The sequence below is a fragment of the Enterococcus olivae genome, from assembly GCF_053760925.1.
The window spans coordinates 198,798-217,416 of record NZ_JBSMVT010000001.1 but is presented as its reverse complement, the minus strand read 5'-3'; the positions used below and the strand labels follow the sequence as shown (position 1 = coordinate 217,416).

General features: G+C 40.4%; 18 protein-coding genes. 16 read left to right on the top strand and 2 right to left on the bottom strand.

The window, feature by feature from the left end:
- Positions 1-25: 25 nt before the first annotated feature.
- The 9 genes from yhbY to ACWODM_RS01200 all read left to right on the top strand — a co-directional run bounded on the left by yhbY (position 26) and on the right by ACWODM_RS01200 (position 8,589).
- The gene (gene yhbY, locus ACWODM_RS01240) at positions 26-337 is read left to right on the top strand and encodes a ribosome assembly RNA-binding protein YhbY (RefSeq protein ID WP_455319539.1); all 312 of its coding nucleotides are present in this window, start codon (positions 26-28) and stop codon (positions 335-337) included.
- Positions 338-367: 30 nt separating this feature from the next.
- Complete coding sequence (locus ACWODM_RS01235) at positions 368-994, top strand: nicotinate-nucleotide adenylyltransferase (RefSeq protein ID WP_455319707.1); 627 nt, start codon at positions 368-370, stop codon at positions 992-994.
- Positions 984-1,571, top strand: a complete 588-nt coding sequence (yqeK, locus tag ACWODM_RS01230) for a bis(5'-nucleosyl)-tetraphosphatase (symmetrical) YqeK (RefSeq protein ID WP_455319538.1) — start codon at positions 984-986, stop codon at positions 1,569-1,571. Before ACWODM_RS01235 ends, yqeK begins: the two co-directional genes overlap by 11 nt.
- Positions 1,572-1,603: 32 nt before the next feature.
- A complete protein-coding gene (rsfS, locus tag ACWODM_RS01225) occupies positions 1,604-1,945 on the top strand; it encodes a ribosome silencing factor (protein ID WP_455319706.1) in 342 nt (113 codons plus the stop codon).
- Between the two features lie 2 nt (positions 1,946-1,947).
- Complete coding sequence (locus ACWODM_RS01220; RefSeq protein WP_455319537.1) at positions 1,948-2,676, top strand: class I SAM-dependent DNA methyltransferase; 729 nt, start codon at positions 1,948-1,950, stop codon at positions 2,674-2,676.
- A 354-nt stretch (positions 2,677-3,030) separates the two neighbouring features.
- Positions 3,031-4,197: a nucleotidyltransferase gene (locus tag ACWODM_RS01215; protein ID WP_455319536.1), complete on the top strand. Its 1,167-nt coding sequence runs from the start codon at positions 3,031-3,033 to the stop codon at positions 4,195-4,197.
- 96 nt (positions 4,198-4,293) lie between these two features.
- On the top strand, positions 4,294-5,013 hold the full coding sequence (locus ACWODM_RS01210) for a YebC/PmpR family DNA-binding transcriptional regulator (protein ID WP_455319535.1): 720 nt from the start codon (positions 4,294-4,296) through the stop codon (positions 5,011-5,013).
- A 124-nt stretch (positions 5,014-5,137) separates the two neighbouring features.
- Entirely contained in the window at positions 5,138-5,539 is a 402-nt protein-coding gene (locus ACWODM_RS01205) for a GNAT family N-acetyltransferase (protein WP_455319534.1), read from the top strand.
- 287 nt (positions 5,540-5,826) lie between these two features.
- Positions 5,827-8,589, top strand: a complete 2,763-nt coding sequence (locus tag ACWODM_RS01200; protein WP_455319533.1) for an HD domain-containing phosphohydrolase — start codon at positions 5,827-5,829, stop codon at positions 8,587-8,589.
- On the opposite strand, the gene ACWODM_RS01195 is transcribed toward ACWODM_RS01200, so the two are convergent.
- Complete coding sequence (locus ACWODM_RS01195) at positions 8,578-8,958, bottom strand: hypothetical protein (protein WP_455319532.1); 381 nt, start codon at positions 8,956-8,958, stop codon at positions 8,578-8,580. The two genes, ACWODM_RS01200 and ACWODM_RS01195, sit on opposite strands and share 12 nt — an antisense overlap.
- Positions 8,959-9,137: 179 nt before the next feature.
- Between ACWODM_RS01195 and ACWODM_RS01190 the strand changes: the two genes are divergently transcribed.
- The 3 genes from ACWODM_RS01190 to cls all read left to right on the top strand — a co-directional run bounded on the left by ACWODM_RS01190 (position 9,138) and on the right by cls (position 12,353).
- Positions 9,138-10,004 (top strand): aminoglycoside 6-adenylyltransferase, encoded by an 867-nt coding sequence (locus tag ACWODM_RS01190; protein ID WP_455319531.1) that lies wholly within the window; start codon positions 9,138-9,140, stop codon positions 10,002-10,004.
- 52 nt (positions 10,005-10,056) lie between these two features.
- Entirely contained in the window at positions 10,057-10,695 is a 639-nt protein-coding gene (locus ACWODM_RS01185) for a hypothetical protein (RefSeq protein ID WP_455319530.1), read from the top strand.
- Between the two features lie 89 nt (positions 10,696-10,784).
- Positions 10,785-12,353 (top strand): cardiolipin synthase, encoded by a 1,569-nt coding sequence (gene cls, locus ACWODM_RS01180; protein WP_455319529.1) that lies wholly within the window; start codon positions 10,785-10,787, stop codon positions 12,351-12,353.
- A 36-nt stretch (positions 12,354-12,389) separates the two neighbouring features.
- Here cls and helD read toward each other — a convergent pair whose 3' ends face one another.
- Entirely contained in the window at positions 12,390-14,660 is a 2,271-nt protein-coding gene (helD, locus tag ACWODM_RS01175) for an RNA polymerase recycling motor HelD (protein WP_455319528.1), read from the bottom strand.
- A 194-nt stretch (positions 14,661-14,854) separates the two neighbouring features.
- Between helD and ACWODM_RS01170 the strand changes: the two genes are divergently transcribed.
- Genes ACWODM_RS01170 through ACWODM_RS01155 form a run of 4 tightly spaced genes read left to right on the top strand, consistent with a single transcriptional unit; the run spans position 14,855 to position 18,618 of the window.
- The gene (locus ACWODM_RS01170) at positions 14,855-15,631 is read left to right on the top strand and encodes an SDR family NAD(P)-dependent oxidoreductase (protein ID WP_455319527.1); all 777 of its coding nucleotides are present in this window, start codon (positions 14,855-14,857) and stop codon (positions 15,629-15,631) included.
- Complete coding sequence (locus ACWODM_RS01165) at positions 15,632-16,777, top strand: glycosyltransferase (protein WP_455319526.1); 1,146 nt, start codon at positions 15,632-15,634, stop codon at positions 16,775-16,777. It begins immediately after the preceding gene.
- Complete coding sequence (locus ACWODM_RS01160; protein ID WP_455319525.1) at positions 16,770-17,417, top strand: hypothetical protein; 648 nt, start codon at positions 16,770-16,772, stop codon at positions 17,415-17,417. Before ACWODM_RS01165 ends, ACWODM_RS01160 begins: the two co-directional genes overlap by 8 nt.
- Positions 17,368-18,618 (top strand): glycosyltransferase, encoded by a 1,251-nt coding sequence (locus tag ACWODM_RS01155; protein ID WP_455319524.1) that lies wholly within the window; start codon positions 17,368-17,370, stop codon positions 18,616-18,618. Before ACWODM_RS01160 ends, ACWODM_RS01155 begins: the two co-directional genes overlap by 50 nt.
- Position 18,619: the final 1 nt, after the last annotated feature.

Genomic DNA, 18,619 nt, shown 5'->3' with positions numbered 1-18,619 from the left:
ACAAGAGAGACAGAGGAGAAAATAAATGGAATTAAGAGGAAAACAAAAACGCTATTTAAGAAGTGAAGCCCATCATTTACAACCGATTTTTCAAATTGGTAAAGGTGGCGTGAACGATGCAATGATCGTTCAGATCGGTGAAGCGTTGGAAAAACGTGAATTGATCAAAGTTTCGCTACTGCAAAACACAGACGAGATCGCTGAAGATGTAGCTTCAGAATTGGAAGCAACTCTAAAGTGTCACATCGTACAGATCATTGGACGCGTACTGGTTGTTTACAAGCCATCGTCACAAGAAAAATACCGAAAAATCTCAGCAAACGTTCGAGAAATCTAAAGGGAGGGCTTTGAGTTGCTAAGCGAACGAATCAGCGGGAGTCAAACGATCTTGAAAGAAGAACCACTTGTAACTGCACCAAGAAAACAAGTAGGAATTCTTGGCGGAACGTTTAATCCTGTTCATATCGCGCATCTCATCACCGCCGACCAAGTGGGAAATGCACTGGGATTGGAAAAAGTGTTGCTGATGCCATCAAATCAGCCCCCTCATATCGATGAAAAAAAGACGATCGCTTCCGAACATCGTCTGCGGATGCTAGAGTTGGCTGTTGCAGACAATCCATTGCTGGATATTGAACCGATCGAACTTGATCGAGAAGGTAAAAGCTATACCTTTGATACGATGAAATTATTAAAGGAAAAGCATCCAGATACGGATTACTTTTTCATCATCGGAGGAGACATGGTTGAATATTTACCGAAGTGGTACAAGATCGATGAATTGATGCAGTTGGTAAATTTTGTTGGCGTCAAGCGTCCAAACTACGCAACGGAAACGCCTTATCCGATCATTTGGATCGATGTTCCCTTGATGGAAGTTGGTTCGACAAGCCTAAGGAAAAAAATCGCGCAAGGATGTTCGGTCAATTACTTCCTTCCGCAAAATGTGATAAACTATATTCAGGAAAAGGGGCTGTACCTAGATGGATTATAGTGAAAAATACATTGATATCAGTCGAGAAGAGCTAGTTAGCAAAGTTCAAGCTCAGATGAGTGAGAAACGTTTTCGGCACGTTCTGGGTGTAGAACAGGCTGCCCTGCAACTGGCAGAAAAATACGGGGCTTCGATGGAAAAAGCTAGTATTGCTGCTCTCACACATGATTATGCAAAAGAGCGGAAAGACGCAGAATTTCAAGAGACTATTCGTCATGACGGTTTGGATCCGGAGCTCTTGAATTGGGGCAATGAGATCTGGCATGGCATTGTTGGAGCTAATTTGGTGCAAAGAGAATTGGGTATCACGGACGAAGAAATTTTACAAGCGATTCGGTTGCACACGACGGGCGCCGCAGAGATGACCTTGCTGGACAAAGTGATCTATGTAGCTGATTACATTGAGCCTGGTCGCAGTTTTCCTAAAGTGGAGGAAGCCAGAAAAATCGCTTTTGAAGATCTAGACATGGCAGTGTCTTATGAAACCAAGCATACTTTGAGCTATCTAGTAAAAAAAGAAGCCACCATTTATCCAAAAACAATTGAAACGTATAATAGATGGGTCGCTAAAAAGTGACCGAGGAGGGAATCATCATAGAAAGTAAACAAATTTTAGAGATCGCTGTTCGAGCAGCAGATTCAAAACACGCAGAAGACATTATGGCACTAGATGTGCGAGAAATCTCGCTATTGGCGGATTATTTTGTCATTTGTTCAGCAAACAGTGAACGTCAGATCAATGCGATCATTGATGAAGTCATTGAAAAAGAAGAAGAAGCACAAGTGGAAATCAAACGGGTAGAAGGAAAAGATGGAGGCAAGTGGGTCTTGATCGATCTAGGCGAAGTAATCGTCCATGTCTTTAGCAATTCTGAACGTGACTTTTACAATCTTGAAAAACTTTGGTCGGATGCACCACTTGTCGATCTTACAGAATGGACTGTTGAGTAATTATGGCTTATGAAACATTTGCCTTCGTCTACGATGAGGTTATGGATACTAGCTTATATCAACGATGGCTGGATTTTTCCTTGCGTCATTTAGGCGAACGCAGAGAAGTTCTTGAATTAGCCTGTGGTACAGGGGCTTTGGCAGTCGAATTTGCCAAAGTCGGCTTCGATGTGACAGCCCTCGATCTTTCAGAGGAAATGCTGATGATCGCTAGTGGTCGTGCACAGGAGGCCGAAGTGGATGTTCAGTTTGTAGCAGGAGACATGCTGGATTTGACTGAAGTGGGAAGCTATCAGGCAGTCACCTGTTTCTCTGATTCGATCTGCTACATGCAAAACGAAATGGATGTCCAACAGGTATTTGATGGTGTCCATCAAATATTGGACGATGAAGGCTGTTTTATTTTTGATGTTCATTCTACTTATCAGATCGATGAAGTCTTTCCTTCTTACAGCTATCATTATCAAACGGAGGAATTCGCTTTTCTATGGGACAGTTATCTGGGAGAAGAGCCCCATAGTATTGAACACTTTTTGACTTTTTTTGTGGAAGACAAAGAAGGGCACTTCATTCGAGAAGACGAACTTCATCAAGAAAGAACCTACTCATTGGATACTTACTTGATGCTTTTAGAGAATGCTGGCTTCAGTCGTGTAGAAGCCTATGCAGATTTTATTGACAGTGAGCCAAATGAAAAAAGTCGTCGCTGGTTTTTTGTTTGTCACAAGTAAGATGCTGTGATATAAGGCGTTCAACAGTATAATATCCGAACATATAGAAGATTGCTTCTGTGGTCCAAGGGATCCTCGTCGCAAATTCACCTAGTTTTAGTGAAAGTCATTCTAGCTTGTTCGGATATTTTTGTCTTTTTTTGAAGGAGGATAACCATGTTTGAAGAATACATATTCCAGGCAACAGAAGCACACCAACCACATCTTTTGCAGATGTATCAACTGATTAAAGCAGAATTGCCTGAAGCAACTATTTTTTATGTTTAGAAACCAGCGAATCAAAGTTTTCTATGCTGAATACGTTTTGAAAGAAGTCTAGACAGTAAATACGAGGGTCAAAGAAGGTGAAGATCAATGAGAGCATGTGGAATTATCGTAGAATACAATCCCTTTCACAACGGACATAAATACCATGCGGAGAGTGCTCGCAAGCAGTCAGGAGCCGATGTCGTGATTGCTGTCATGAGTGGCAATTTTTTACAACGGGGTGAACCGGCTGTGATTGACAAATGGGCTCGGGCGAAGGAAGCCTTGCAAAATGGTGTTGATTTGGTGATCGAACTCCCTGTCCATTGGTCGCTACAGTCTGCTGATTATTTTGCACGGGGAGGGATCTTGTTGTTGCAAGCCCTGCAGTGTGACAGCTATTGTTTTGGTACGGATGCTTCAGATGCTTTTGATTATCAAGCTTTTGGAGATTTTGTGACCAATAATCAGAGAGTAATCAATCAAACCTTTCAGCAATTGGATGATCCTGCGATGACCTATGCACAAAAAATGACAGAGGTCTTTCGCCAAGTCTATCCGAAGTTGATATTGCAGGAGGATCAGCCGAATCATGTTTTAGCTTTGAGCTATGCGCAGGAAAATGCTAAGTTCTCCAGGCCGATGAGAGCGATCCCTGTGAAAAGAGTGGGCGCCGAATACCATTCGACAACTATCAATGAGGGAATTGCCAGTGCAACGGCGATTCGCCGGGCAGTTGCTAGAGGAGAAAGGATTGAGTCGGTCGTTCCGATGCAAACAAAAAAAGACTTGGAAAATTATCAAATTACTTGGGAAAATTATTGGCCACTACTGAAATATCGCATTCTTTCTAGTACTGTGGAAGAACTGCAGGAAATCTATCAAATGGTTGAGGGATTGGAATATCGATTGAAACAATTGATCCATGAAGCGGAGAGCTTTACTGAATTTGTAGATTCAGTAAAGACAAAAAGATATACTCAAACAAGGATCCAACGCTTACTGAGTTATGTTTTGTTAAATATCAAAACAGCAGAGATCGAAGCAGCTTGGCAAAAGAATTTCCTACATGTCCTAGGTTTTAATGAAAAAGGACAGCAATATTTGAAAGAGAAAAAACCCGATTTTCAGCTACCATGGATCTCAAAGATTGGCAAGACCGAGGAACAAATGTACCCGCTGGCCATTCGAACAGACAAGCTGTATCAAATGGGTAATTCCCGGATCGAGGAACAAAACTTTGGAAAAATTCCGATTCGAATCAAAAGCATGTAAGAAAATACTTCACAGATTCGTTTCTGCAAAGTATAATGGTAAAGGACGATTTTCACACTGAAAGTGAAAAGAAAAAATAGAAAGCGAAGTGAGATTATGGGTCGTAAATGGGCAAATATCGTAGCAAAGAAAACTGCGAAAGATGCAAACAACAGTAAAATTTACGCTAAATTTGGGATTGAGATTTATGCGGCAGCGAAATCAGGTGATCCTGACCCACACTCAAACCAAAAATTAAAATTTGTTATTGACCGTGCGAAAACCTATAATGTGCCAAAACATATTATTGATCGTGCCATCGAAAAAGCTAAGGGTTCTGGGGATGAACAATTTTCTGAACTGCGCTACGAAGGCTTTGGTCCAAATGGTTCAATGGTCATCGTAGATACGTTGACGAACAATGTGAATCGTACCGCAGCAGATGTTCGAGCGGCATTTGGTAAAAACGGTGGGAACATGGGTGTTTCTGGTGCTGTTTCTTACATGTTCGATAACACAGCTTTGTTTGGGTTTGCAGGAGAAGATGCAGATGAGATTCTAGAATACTTGATGGACAAAGACATCGATGTTCGTGATGTGGAAGAAGAAGAAGGACAGATTATCGTTCATGGTGAGCCAGAAGATTTCCATGCGATTCAAGAAGCCTTAAAAGAAAAAGGCATCGAAGAATTCAGTGTCGCTGAAATGGAAATGGTACCTCAAAACGAGGTCGCTCTAAACGGAGAAGATTTGGAAAAATTCGAAAAAATGATCGACGTATTAGATGATCTAGAAGATGTTCAAAAAATCTTCCATAATGTTGATTTAGGCGAATAACCGTAGCATAAACAAAGAATAGACGAGCAAATCATAGACCCCAATGGGATATTTAGCTTAGTAAATAATTAGACAGTCTTTTGAGAAATTGCTTGAAAGGCTGTTTTTTTAGGAGGAATATTGAATGGAAGGGACAACGATTTTACCTAGTGTAGAAGAATATTTACAGTTAAGACAAGTAGCAGGATTGTCTGCGCGAGACGAAGCCTACGTTGAGCAGGCTTTAGAAAATAGCATCTACGGAGTCTACTTACGAGAAGGTGATCAATTAGTTGGTATGGGGAGAATCATCGGTGATGGTGGAACAGCTTTTCAAATTGTCGATATTGCTGTTCATCCGGCCCATCAAGGGCAAGGGTTTGGAAAAGTTATCATGGAAGAACTGCAGACCTATATTGAACAATCTATTCCGAAAAAAGCCTATATTAGTCTAATTGCAGATGGTAAGGCGAAATATTTATATAAACAATTTGGCTTTGTCGAGACGGCACCTGACTCGATAGGAATGTATTATCGGAAATCTTGAAAAAGAGCCAGAAGATGAAGAAAGCAAGTAAAAATAGTTATAGATGATTTCCAATTGCTTCAGCTGAAGAATGAGAGAATGCTGTTGTGATCAAGCCCAAATATAGCTATCTAATCTGTAGCGATAGAAGGACACGATCGCCGTTCTTTTTTTCTATCTTTCTGACTTTTTTTCTGCTATGATGGAGTGCGATAGACCGTTGTTTTGACTGGATATAGGCTGTCAAAGGACGGTCTTTGTTTTTTAGTTGTTCCAATTTACCTTAGCGTGATAGTGAGGTCACTAGTGTGAAAATAATCAAGAATAAATTTGTTTCGTTTACAAATATGCGATCGGTGTTGATTCTGCTTCTATGTGTTCTATTGTTTATTACTTCTATCGTCTTGCTTTTTTCGAGAGAAAGAGCAAAGTTGAATGCAGAATACGAAGGAATGATCTCTACAGCATTGAATATCCATACAGAAAGTGATGGGGAGGCAATCAAAAATTCGATCGATGGAGCCAAAAGGTCGATTCAGACAACTGAGACGATGTTGAGACATGCAGAGAATGAATCGGTAGAATCCTTTATCAAACGACGCAATGAAACCAATCCAACCTATAAAATCGACTACACAACGATGGAAGATATTCGTACAGGAGAATTGTCTTCTTTCATTCGCTCTCGTGAACAGGAGGAACTGCAGCAGTTGTTTCGTGGAGAGACGGTGATCAGCAAGATTTGTTACAGTGAAGAAGAGCAGGAATATTTTCTTTATGTGATTGTTCCCCTTATCGAAAATGGTGTAACCACTGGTGTGCTCTATACAGTGATCTACGTTGACGATATTCTTCCTGATCAGCACGATAGCGCAGTCTATCAGGATGTCAAAAGCAGTATTGTTGAAAGTAATGGCACACTGATTTTTAATAGCTTTGTTCCTGAAGAAAAAGGGAATCTCTTCAATGCGTTGAGTGATTTCAATTTGGAGAAAGAAGATATTAGAAAGATCGCTGGAATCATTCGTTCTAATGAGATCAACAGTACTACTTTTGAACGGGCGAATCAGACCTATTATGTTTCAGCTGTGCCAGTGGGATACAATCAGTGGTTTTTACTGTCCTTTGTTCGTGAACCAGATGTTCTTTTCCGTTCGACGAATATTTTTAGAGATGTTGTTCGAGTCAGTATCATTACGATCTTCTTAACTTCTCTGTTAGCGTTTGTTTTGTTTTATCAATTTTTATTCAATAAAAAAGAATTGCGAGCAGAAAAGTCTCGCAATCAAAATTTAACGGATCGTTTACAAGCGATGTTTGACCAGCATAGTGCATTGAAGGTGCTGATCGATATGAAAACAAACACAATCGTGGATGTTAATAACGCTGCCTGTAGTTATTATGGTGGAACCAAGGAAGATCTTGTCGGTAAATCGATCCATGAATTCAATCAATTACCAGAAAAATATCTGAAAAAAGGATTTAATGAAACCGATAAAAGCAAGATCAGCTTTCTTGCCGCTCCTCATAAAATGAAGAATGGTGAGATCAAGATCCTAGACGTTTATGCTTCAGTCATTGACGATGGCGAGGAAAAATTGATCTATTCTATTTTGTTCGATACGACCGACCGGGAGCGTTTTCGAAATGAACTGCTTCGAGAAAAAGAACTTTTGCGGACGACTTTGCGATCGATCGGTGATGGCGTAGTGACCACCGACAACCAGGGCATGATCACTAGTTTAAACAATGTCGCAGAGAAATTGACAGGCTGGACCAGTAAGGAAGCGATTGGTCAGCCGTTCACCAAGATCTTTGTATTAGAGAATGAAGAGACTGGGCTTCCTGCAAGAAATCCGATTCAGCAGGTGTTAGAGACGGAAACAGTTGTTGGTTTAGATGCACACACGCAATTGATCAATAAAAAAGGGGAGACCGTCTCGATTGCTGACAGTGCGGCACCGATCCAATCCAATCTTTCTGAGATTCTTGGTGTAGTCATGGTGTTTCGCGATGTAAGTGAAGAAAAAGCCAGAAATCAAAAAATTGAATTTTTAAGTTATCACGATGCTTTGACGGGTGTTTTCAATCGTCGTTATTTAGATGAAAAGATTCCCAAGCTTGAAAGGTCCGGTCTGGAGGCCGTTTCAGTAATTATGATCGATGTCAACGGATTAAAAATCACCAATGATGTTTTTGGACATAAAGCGGGAGATGACTTGTTGAAAAATACCGCCCAGCTGATGCAGTTATATTGTAGTGAGAAGGATATCATCGTGCGGATGGGCGGTGATGAGTTTGTTATTCTAATGCCTAATAAAAATTTGGAAGAAGCAGAACAAATCATTCAAGAGATCAAAGATGCCCAAGTCACGATCGAAGGTAGTAATCTGCCACTTAGTCTTTCACTAGGCTGTGCCTATGCTCATGGAGAAAAAGGCAGCATCTCAGCTGCGATACAGCAGGCAGAAAAATATATGTATCAACAAAAACTCTTGAATGGCAAGAGCTTTAGAAATTCGTTCATTAGTACATTGTTAGCAACACTTTATGAAAAGAGCAATGAGGCAGAGGAACATTCCAAACGTTTGGAACATTTCTGCCACCTGATCGGAAAGAAATTGCGTTTGTCTTCCAAAGAAATGGACGAGCTGGCTTTATTGGCGCTATTACATGATATTGGGAAAGTCGGGATCGATCCGAATATTTTGAAGAAACCAGGAGCCTTGACTGCAGAGGAATGGGACGAGATGCGTCGCCATCCAGAGATAGGCTATCGGATTGCTCGTGAGACGCCAGAATTGGCTGGAATTGCAGATTTGATTTTGCTACACCATGAACGTTGGGATGGTAAAGGCTATCCTCATGGACTTTCTGGGGAGAATATTCCGTTGGCTTGCCGAATACTTGCTGTGGTAGATTCCTTTGATGCAATGACAAATGATCGGGTCTATCGCAAGGCGATGACAGTTGAGGAAGCGATCGAAGAAATCGAAAGAAATATCGGTAAGCAATTTGATCCTCAAATTGCCAGATTGATGATCGATATCATTACACTTTCAGATGAATAAAACACTAAAGGAGAAGCCGATTGAAGGCCTCTCCTTTAGTGTTCCTCTTTTTCCTCGGGAAATTGTTCTGCGTAGTAATCTTTGATCGAAAAGCCATGAGGCAGGATTGAAACGTCTGGATAGCCAGATTGACTTTTTTTTTTTGTGCCGCGCCACCCATTCAGCGTATTTTTCTGGATGATGCAAGCGAATCTGTTCAGCCCAGTGTTGTGCACCTTCGGGATATTTTTGAACCTTTTTCACTTTTGGCTTAGGAACTTGTTCAACTTTGGTTTCTTGTTCTTTTTTAGGCTCATTTTCTTTCGATTCAGGTTTTGGAACAGTTGGTTGAGAATAAAAAGAAGATGTACTACTTGGCGGTATTTTCAATTTACACACACTCCTCTGCTTATTTACTATTTTTATCGGCCGCTTTTAGTTATTTTTTAGTATAAAATAAAAATATTATTTTATTTTTGCTATTTTTAGTTTTATGATTGTTTTTTGTCTGAAAAACAGACGAATTTATCTTCTTATGTGATAGAATGAACGAAAAAGGGGGCATTTTTTTGAGAACAGAAAAAGAGATGATTTCATTGATCTTGAGCGTTGCCAAGGAGTTGGATGTCCGAGCAGTGGCTATGAGCGGTTCAAGAGCTAATAAAAAGCTAGCCAAAGACCGATTTCAGGACTATGATATCGTTTATCTGATCGAGGACAAAGAATCGTTAGTAAACAATCGAAGCTGGTTGGAAAAATTTGGTCCGCGCTTAATCATGCAGACACCAGAAGAAATGACCTTGTTCCCACCTTCTCTAGGGGAGCGTTTTACTTTCTTGATGTTATTTGAAGACGGTGTTCGAATCGATTTGACCTTGTGTCCACTTTCGGAGCTTTCTGTGTGGCTACAAGAAGAACCAATGATCAAGGTTCTGTCAGATCCAGAAAAAATACTTGCAGGAAAAACAGGATTGTCCCATAAAAGCTATCAGACAGTAGCTGCAACAAATACCGTTTTTCAAGATTGCTGCAATAAATTTTGGTGGGTCTCGACCTATGTCGTAAAAGGTCTTGCACGAAGAGAGCAGAACTATGCAATCGATCATCTTTATGGAATTTGTCAGCAGGAGCTATTGCGTGTACTTGGTTGGCAGCTAGTACAGAAAAAAGGAAGTATGGATCTAGGAAAAAATTACAAATTTCTTTTTCCTAAGTTAGCTCCTGAAAAAGTTCAGCGCTTTTCTGGAATACTTAATTTTTCCAATGAGGAACAGATCAAAGAGTCTTTGCTTGAAACACAGCGATTTTTTCATGAAGAAGCACAAGCGCTAGCAAAAAGTGCCGGATTTGTGTATGATCTTGCGATGGCTGAGAAGGTCATAGATTATACGAAAAAAATATTTTTTGAACTAGCAAATCCATCGTTTGTTATTTGAAATTATGGTATGATAAAAGAAAAATTGAATTTGATAAACAGGGGGATGAAAAATGGCAGAACGAATTGTTTTACAACCCTTTGATCGAATTTTAAGCGGTTACGAGAAGCAGTCTGAAATGGCTGTTTCAGTTGCAGACTGTTCAAGACTTTGCCGGATGTATGAATCTTTAGGGGTTCAAGGCTATCGATTAGGGGATTATCGAGGAGCAAGTTATCTGAATCGTTATTTAGGTTGCTCTGTTTCTAGAGCACCCATGTTGATTTATAAAGACGAATATCTTATTCCATTGGTTTTTAGAACCTCACCTGAATCAAATTTGTTATTTGAAGAATTGACTCGTATGACAGGATTTTTTTATCTGTTGGATTGGCTGCTGAAATTTAGACCAAAGAAGGTCATCATGGATTATAATAAGAAGAAGGAGAGAGGCGACTATCACATTATCGATAGTCCTTATGTAGCTTTCCGTCTGTCTGAGATTGTTGATGGGGCAGGTTTTCCAATCAGTCAGTTTCAAACACTAGAAGAGTTTATGTATTGGAATCGTCAGCACAGACTGATCAAAAACAAGCAGATCGGTCGTCACAGTAAGATTTTTGACGCGAATAGAAAAGAAAATGTGGAAGAATTACAGATGATTTTAAAAGTGATTCAACTAAAATATCCCAACACAACATTCTTTATTTGATTTTAAAGGAAAAGCTGAGTCGGTTCAGCTTTTTTCTTTTCGTCTTTTTGGTATGATAGGAAAGAAATGAATGAGCGTAGGAGAAAAACATGGATAAAAGAAAAGAATCACCGTATCTGATCCACAAAGGAAAGAAAGGCTTGCTACAGCTTATTTTCAGCCGACTTGGTATAGCGTTGCTGTTTTTATTGCTGCAGATTCTGCTGTTGTTTGCTATTTTTCAATATGTGTCGACGAATTATGTGCATGTCTTTTATGGAGGCGCAATCGTCGTCAACATTTTTGGCTATATTTATTTGATCAATAGTCGCAGTGACGGAAGTGTCAAGCTAACCTGGATGGTTCTGTTCACCGTATTGCCGATCATTGGGATTTTTTTGTATTTTTATATGAAATTGGAATTAGGCCATCGTTTAGAGAAGAGGCGATTGATCCATATCAAACAGGAGAGTAATCATCTGATTCAGGAGACTCCCGGATTGCATGATCAGCTGAGTGAGGAAAAGGATTTGCTGGGGATCGCCAACTATTTATCCCGTACGGGTTCGTATCCGATCTATGCCAATGCTCACCTAGAGTATTATCCGACTGGTGAGGCAAAATACGAAGATCTGCTGAAAGAATTGAAGTGTGCGAAGTCCTTTATTTTCATGGAATATTTTATTGTGAGCGAAGGAAAAATGTGGAACACAATCTTAGATATTTTGATTGAAAAAGCTGAAGAGGGCGTGGAAATCCGTTTTTTGTATGATGGCTTCAATGAGTTTTCCCAGCTTCCTCACAATTATCCTAAACAACTGGAAAAATTAGGGATCAAATGTAAAGTTTTTGCACCGATTCGTCCCTTTGTCTCGACTGCCTACAATTTCAGAGATCATCGTAAAATCTGCGTGATCGATGGAAAAACGGCTTTTACTGGTGGAATCAATCTGGCGGATGAGTACATTAACGCAATCGAACGTTTCGGCTATTGGAAAGATACGGCAATCAAAATCCAAGGACAGGCTGTCGATAGCTTTACGTTGATGTTTCTACAAATGTGGGCAATGGATGATGGGGTAGTTGACTTTGCGAAGTGGCTTCATCGACCTCAGGAAATCTTTGAGACAGAAGGGTTCGTGATTCCATATGGGGATGATCCTTTGGATGAGGACCGAGCAGGGGAATTTGTTTATTTCGATATTTTGAACAAAGCGACAGAGTATGTTCACATCATGACACCGTATCTGATTTTAGATTCTGAAATGGAGACGGCTGTATGTCTAGCTGCCAAAAGAGGTGTCGAAGTTCAGATCATTTTACCGCATATACCAGATAAAAAAACGGCTTTTTCTCTTGCTAAAAGCCATTATAAGCTCTTGTTGGAAGCAGGTGTTCAGCTCTATGAATACACGCCGGGATTTATTCATGCCAAAGTTTTTGTCTGTGATGATAAAAGAGCAACTGTTGGCACAGTTAATCTTGATTACCGAAGTTTTTACCATCATTTTGAATGTGGATTGTATATGGAGAACCCCCCCGTCTTAAAAGAGATCGAAAACGATTTCCAAGCAACGCTGAAGCAATCTCAGCGAGTAGAAATGAGTGATGTCAAAAAAATATCCGGCTGGGTCAAAATAGCTGGTTGGTTGCTGAAAGTTTTTGCACCACTGATGTAAAAAAGGTTCTGATGTTGAGACATCAGAACCTTTTTTCTATTCTTTCATATAACTGTGACTATCAATAGCTTGCAATAAAGGACTCTTACTTTGAATAGAAAGAATTGATAATTCATGCATTGCCCGAGTAGCAATCGTGTAAAGAATCAGCTGATCCTGAGCGTTTTGGAAATTATCGCTAATATTCCAAGCGAACACGCGGTCAAATTCTAAGCCTTTTGCTAAAAATGCTGGGATAATCAAGATCGGACGTTTCATGAAGTTTTCTTCTGAAACAATCAGCTGAATATTTCTTTGCATCTCTTCAGAAAGGGCCGCATAAAGCTCTTCACATTCTTTCGCCGTTTTACAAATGATGGCTGTCCGCCAGCGACGATTTTTTTCAGTATCTGCCAATTGGTTTTCCAACCAATCCAAGGCTTCTGACTGTTGTCTTGTTTCTATGATTCGTGGTAGATCTCCTCTGCGCGCCGTTGTTTGTACCTGTTCTTCTTGAGCAAGAAACTGATTGGCAAAAGTAGTAATCTCCTCTGTAGAACGATAGCTTGTTGTCAACTGATAACGGGTCACTTCTTGATCTGGAAAAAGTTGCTCCAAGGAGTGAACGATCGTTTCGTTACCAAAGACCTTTTGATTGAGGTCTCCACATAAGGTCAAACCAGCTTTTGGATACAAAGAACGTAGCAACGCAACCTGCGCAGGTGGAAAATCTTGCATTTCATCGACAAAGATAAAACGCGCTTTTTGTTCTACCGGTAAAGGATACAGACCACGAAGCAGAACCGTGTATAACAAGGCATCTTCTTGTGTCAGTTGTTTACGTGTAAAGTTCGTGCGTGTTTGATTGGCTGCTTCTGACCATTTTTCCTGAGAAATGCCGGCACTGTTCAACAATTCTGGATCTATTTGTTGAAGAAAATGCAAATACTGTTTAGGAAAATGGATGAATTGGAAGCGATGGACGCCGCGAGTCATTGCCCGAAACTTCTTGCGAACGATTTGTCGGCGTACTTTGTTGAACAATTGGCGCTCCTTTTCTTCTGAATCTTCCAAGTGAGGATCATTTTCGAAGATCTCCTGCACTTTTTCGCGGGTGGCTTCCTTGACCCATTGTTTTTTGGCTTCGTCTCTTTCAAGACCACCTATTTTTTTCAAGACCTTCGTCTGTAGTAGCTGGCTTCGTTGATACAAAGGCAACTGCGGATTAGTGTCTTGATACCAGGTTCGTAATTGTTTCTTAGTGATATAGGTTTCACCCATGATTTTCAAATCGCGGAACAGAGGACCAAAAGCGGTGATACCTTCAATATATTCTGGAATTTTATTGATCAGTGACAAACCGCTTTTTAGTTTTTCCACACGATCATCTATGCCTGTCAGAAAATTTTCTTCCTGTTGTTCTTCTTTAGTAATCTCATAAGTGGGCAAGAGCTGTTGAAGAAAAGAACGGAAGGTACGGGTAGGTACTTCACTTTCTCCTAATGAAGGCAAAACCATCGCAATATAATCTGAGAACAGATGATTGGGAGAAAACAGTAAGACCTGCTCATCATCCAGCCAACGGCGATTTCGATACAATAGAAAAGCCACACGTTGTAGCAAAGCCGATGTTTTTCCACTGCCGGCGATCCCTTCGATCAGCATAACTTTGCTGGTCGTGTCGCGAATGATCTGATTTTGGGATTTTTGAATCGTTGACACGATGTTTTTCATTTGTGAAGAAGAAGCTTCATCCAAAATCTCCAATAAAAATTCATCATTGATCACTTCTGAGGTATCGACCATCGATAGCAATTCGCCATCCTGGATCTTGAACTGACGCTTCAATAGTAAATCGACCTCAAATCGATCCGTGTCCGTTTGATAAAAGGTAGTTCCGAGCTCCCCTTCGTAGTACAGGTTAGCGATCGGTGCACGCCAGTCGATAACCAGCGCTTCTTCTTTGGTGTCTCTCAAAGAGGCGATCCCCAAATAGAGAGTTTCTTTCGGTTCATTGCCTTCAGTAAAGTCAATGCGGGCAAAATATGGATTGCCAGACATAGTCGACAAGGTCTTTAATCTTTTTTCTTGTGATTCTGCGGTCTGGTAACGCATCAATAGCTCTTGCTCGTGTTGTTGATATTCTAGAACAGACTCGTAAAAAGCCTCTTCAGAACCAGTATTGATCTTTTTTTCAGAAATTTCCTTTAGTTGAGATTGGAAGGATTCCTGGATGTTTTCTTGTTGCTTTTTGATCATTGTTTCTTCATGTTCAATGATTTGAATTGTCATTTCCACATGCTGTTGTTCGAGTTGACGCTCGTTCATTCAGTCGACCTCCTAAAAAATATAGCCATAAAATTATAGCATATAAACGAGCAGTTAGGGGAGTAATTGCTTCTTTTTATCTTCTTTACAAATTTGTTTTTGCTTTTACATTTTTTTGCTTTAGGACTGTACAATTGAATGCCTTTGCTTTTTTTGAGATAATCAATGTAACGAAAAGAACGGGGGTGGAGGTTTTGACAACAGTTTTGATCACAGGCGCTTCTTCAGGGATTGGCAGAGCTCTGGCCAAAGAGTTTGCCAAAGAATATACCCACCTGATTTTAGCTGGACGAAATCGTCAAAAGCTCAATGCTGTTTTTGATGAAATCTGCAGCTTAGAGACTTCCTGCGAGATTCTTGAGATTGATCTGAGAGATTTGGAAGCTGTAAAAAAAATCCCACAGAAATACACCATCGATTGTTTGATCAATTGTGCCGGTGTAGGTGAGACCGGTGATTTTCAAAAAACAACCTTGGATCAGGAAATAGCGGAGATTCAGGTTGATTTGATGGCGCCGCTGATTTTAGCCAAAGCCTTTGCCCAGCAATTTCTTTCCCAAAAATCAGGAATGATCCTGAATGTTTGTTCGACTTCGGCTTTTTATACACATCCCTACATGACCGTCTATGGAGTTAGTAAAGCCGGACTTTTTCATTATTCTCTGGGACTATATGAGGAATTACGGCGGATCGATGGAAAGGTTCGCGTGGTCACCGTTTGTCCAGGTCCCACTAAAACCCATTTTTTTGAAGAAAAAATGACGACAGAGTTTCAACAGGGATCTTGGGCGAGACTGTTTCAAATGTCTCCAGAAACCGTTGCTCGACGAATCCGAAAAGTATCGCGTAAGAATAAAAGCTATGTGATCATCGGCTACCGAAATTGGTGGCTGACTAAAATGTTAGAAATGTTGCCTACCAAAATTCGTTTGCGAGTAGTCGGTAGTTACCTTCGAAAAGGAGTGTTGTAGATGCTTACATTTTATTGGATTATTCTTGTTAGTTTTGTCTTCTTCTTTCTTCTTCGCTGGCGATTGGCGGATCTTTATGTGAAGCAGACGGGGACAAGTCAGAGAATCAATGAGAAAAATTATACAGTGTTGCAGCCGATTCTATCTGGTGATCCGCGTTTGGAAGAGGACCTGAGAGCCAATTTGCTACAAACCAGTGAGATGTTTTTTATTTGGCTCGTGGATAAGAGCGATCCGGTTGCTCAGGAGATTACGGCAACTATTTTAAAGGAAGCCGATCATGCGAGAAGAGTTAGAGTCGTTTTACTGGACGATGTGCCTCAGGAGGTCAATCCAAAGGTTTATAAGCTGAAGCAAGTTATACGAGAGATCCAAACGGAGTATTTTATTGTGTTAGATGATGATTCCGTCTTCAATCGCAAACGCTTGGATGAGATGTCTCACTATGAAAAACGGACAGACGAATGGATCGTGACAGGGATTCCCTATAATGATGGGCAAACAGGAATCTGGTCAAAGCTAGTGGCGGCTTTTGTCAATAGTAATTCGTTGCTGACCTATTTTTCGATGGCCAGAGTTCAGGCCAATCAAACGATCAACGGCATGTTTTACATCAGCCGGACGGAGACTTTTTGCCGACTAAATGTTTTTGAAAGGGTTCAATATGAATTGTGTGATGATTTAGCCGTTGCAGCTTTTCTACAGCGACAAGGAGTGAAAATCATCCAAAGTCGGATTCCCTGTAATGTCAGAAACACGGTTCTGGAACCAAAAAAATATGTGTTACTGATGAAACGCTGGCTGCTGTTCGCTGCTATCTATATGAAAACTTTTCCGTCACTGGCCTTGTTCCTATTGGTTATCGTCCCATCTTTTCTGCCAGGGCTTTTGCTGTTGTTTAGCCTGTTTTTGGGTTGGAAATTTCTAGTAACGAGTCTTTTGCTATTTATTGGAAAAGCTCTGTTGCTAAGTCAGTTTAGAAACAAGGTACTCGAACAAAAAGAAAAGAATCGAGCGATCTTTTATGAAGTGCTGAATGATTTGCTTTTGCCAGTATTGTTCATTTATACGATCATGACACCGCCCATCATTCAATGGCGCAATAAAAAAATCAAGGTAACCGATGGGAAGATCCGCTATGTCTAGCTTTCAAAATTATTTGAGCAGTTTAAAAGAATTACAGGTAGAAAATACCTTGTTGAAAAACTCTCGTTCGATACTTTTACTGAGTGGGAGCAGTCATTATAGTCATGCAAGTTTGACGCAAGAACAAAGCCGATTTTTAGAGACCTTTGTTGCCTATGGTTATCAGGTCGTGCCCTCTAATTTTCCTTACAATAGTGAGTTTGCTCATCGGGAGACGCAATTTCCTGATTTGTTCTCTGCCAGTTTAAGTAATATTGATTACTATCGTCATACTTTGTGGAACAAGGAATTTAAAGCAGAGTTGATTAGACATTTACAACCACTGCTAGCATTAGAAGATGTAATCATTGTCACGCAAAGTTCGGGACTTAACATGCTGACGCAGATTTCACCACTTTTACAGCATCCAAGTCTACAGGTATTTTCGTTAGGACCAGTTTCTTATCAGAAAATCCAAATCGCTAACAGCTGCATTATCAAAGGGAAAAATGACTGTTATTCACGAATATTGGATCGTCATATACCAGATGCTCTTGTCCCCTGTGGACACCATGATTATTTGACGAATCCTCAAGTGAAGGAGGTACTTCATGCAAACATCCAAAAAAATCAAGATCGATCTGGTCGCTGTTCCCTTTAGCGGTCATCTTTATCCGTTACTTGAGCTAGTCAAACCTTTATTAAAGAATGAAAAATATGAATTCCGGCTTTTTACAGGCATGCAAAAAGTTGAGATTGCTTCAAAGCTTGGCTTGAAAGTGATCCCGCTTTTTCCGGATGAACCGACCAAAATGGAGACGATCGCTAATACATCAACACAGATCAGTCCTTTGGGTATGTATCAGCAGCTGAAACAAAATATGACGATCATTCCGGAGGTCATTGAGTTTCTAAACAAAGAAATAAAAGAGAATCAGACGGATCTTGTCATTGCGGATTTTGTAGCGGTACCTGCGGGGATCGTCTGCAAACAATTGGATATTCCCTGGATCACGACGATTCCCACTCCTTTTGCTATTGAAAGCCGAAGTGAAACGCCCAGTTATTTAGGTGGCTGGCGACCAAAGAAGACTTCTTTGGGAAAACGTCGAGATTATTTTGGCAGAAAAACAGTTCGGACTTTTAAAAAACTAGTGGTTTGGCTATTGAAAAAGCCTTTGGCACCTTATGATTTTCAACTTTACAATGACAAGGACGAGGAAACGATTTATTCTCCTTATTCTATTTTAGGTTTAGGAATGAAAGAGATGGAGTTTCGGACAGACTTTCCTGCGCAATTTCAATGGGCTGGACCTTGTTGTGCATCCTTTGAAACAGCGAAAATTAATTTAGATTCAAAGAAACATTATGTTCTGGTGACGATTGGTACGCATTTATTGTGGGGAAAAGATGAACTGCTGCAATTGGTCAGTAGCTTGGCAGAAAAGCATCCTCAGCTACAATTTTTAGTTTCGCTTGGAGATACTCAGCAAGAAGCAGTAATTTCGAAGATAAAAGAAAATGTGACAGTTTATGGTTATTTGCCTTATTCGCAGGTATTGCCTCAGGTGGACTATGTGATCCATCATGGTGGAGCAGGAATTTTGTACCATTGTATCAAAGAACAGCTACCAGCGTTGATCCTGCCCCATGATTATGATCAGTTCGATTATGCGGCTAGAGCCGAATGGGCTGGTGTTGCTCTGGTTGCGAATCGAAACAATACTCAGCAGATTCTGAAAAATTTTCAAAAACTGGTCACAAAAGATTGGCCAGCACTAATAAACTTGAGTTCGAAGTGGCAGGAATATCAACCAGATAAATTACTGGAAAAAGAAATCGAACGTCTGACAGGAAGGTGAA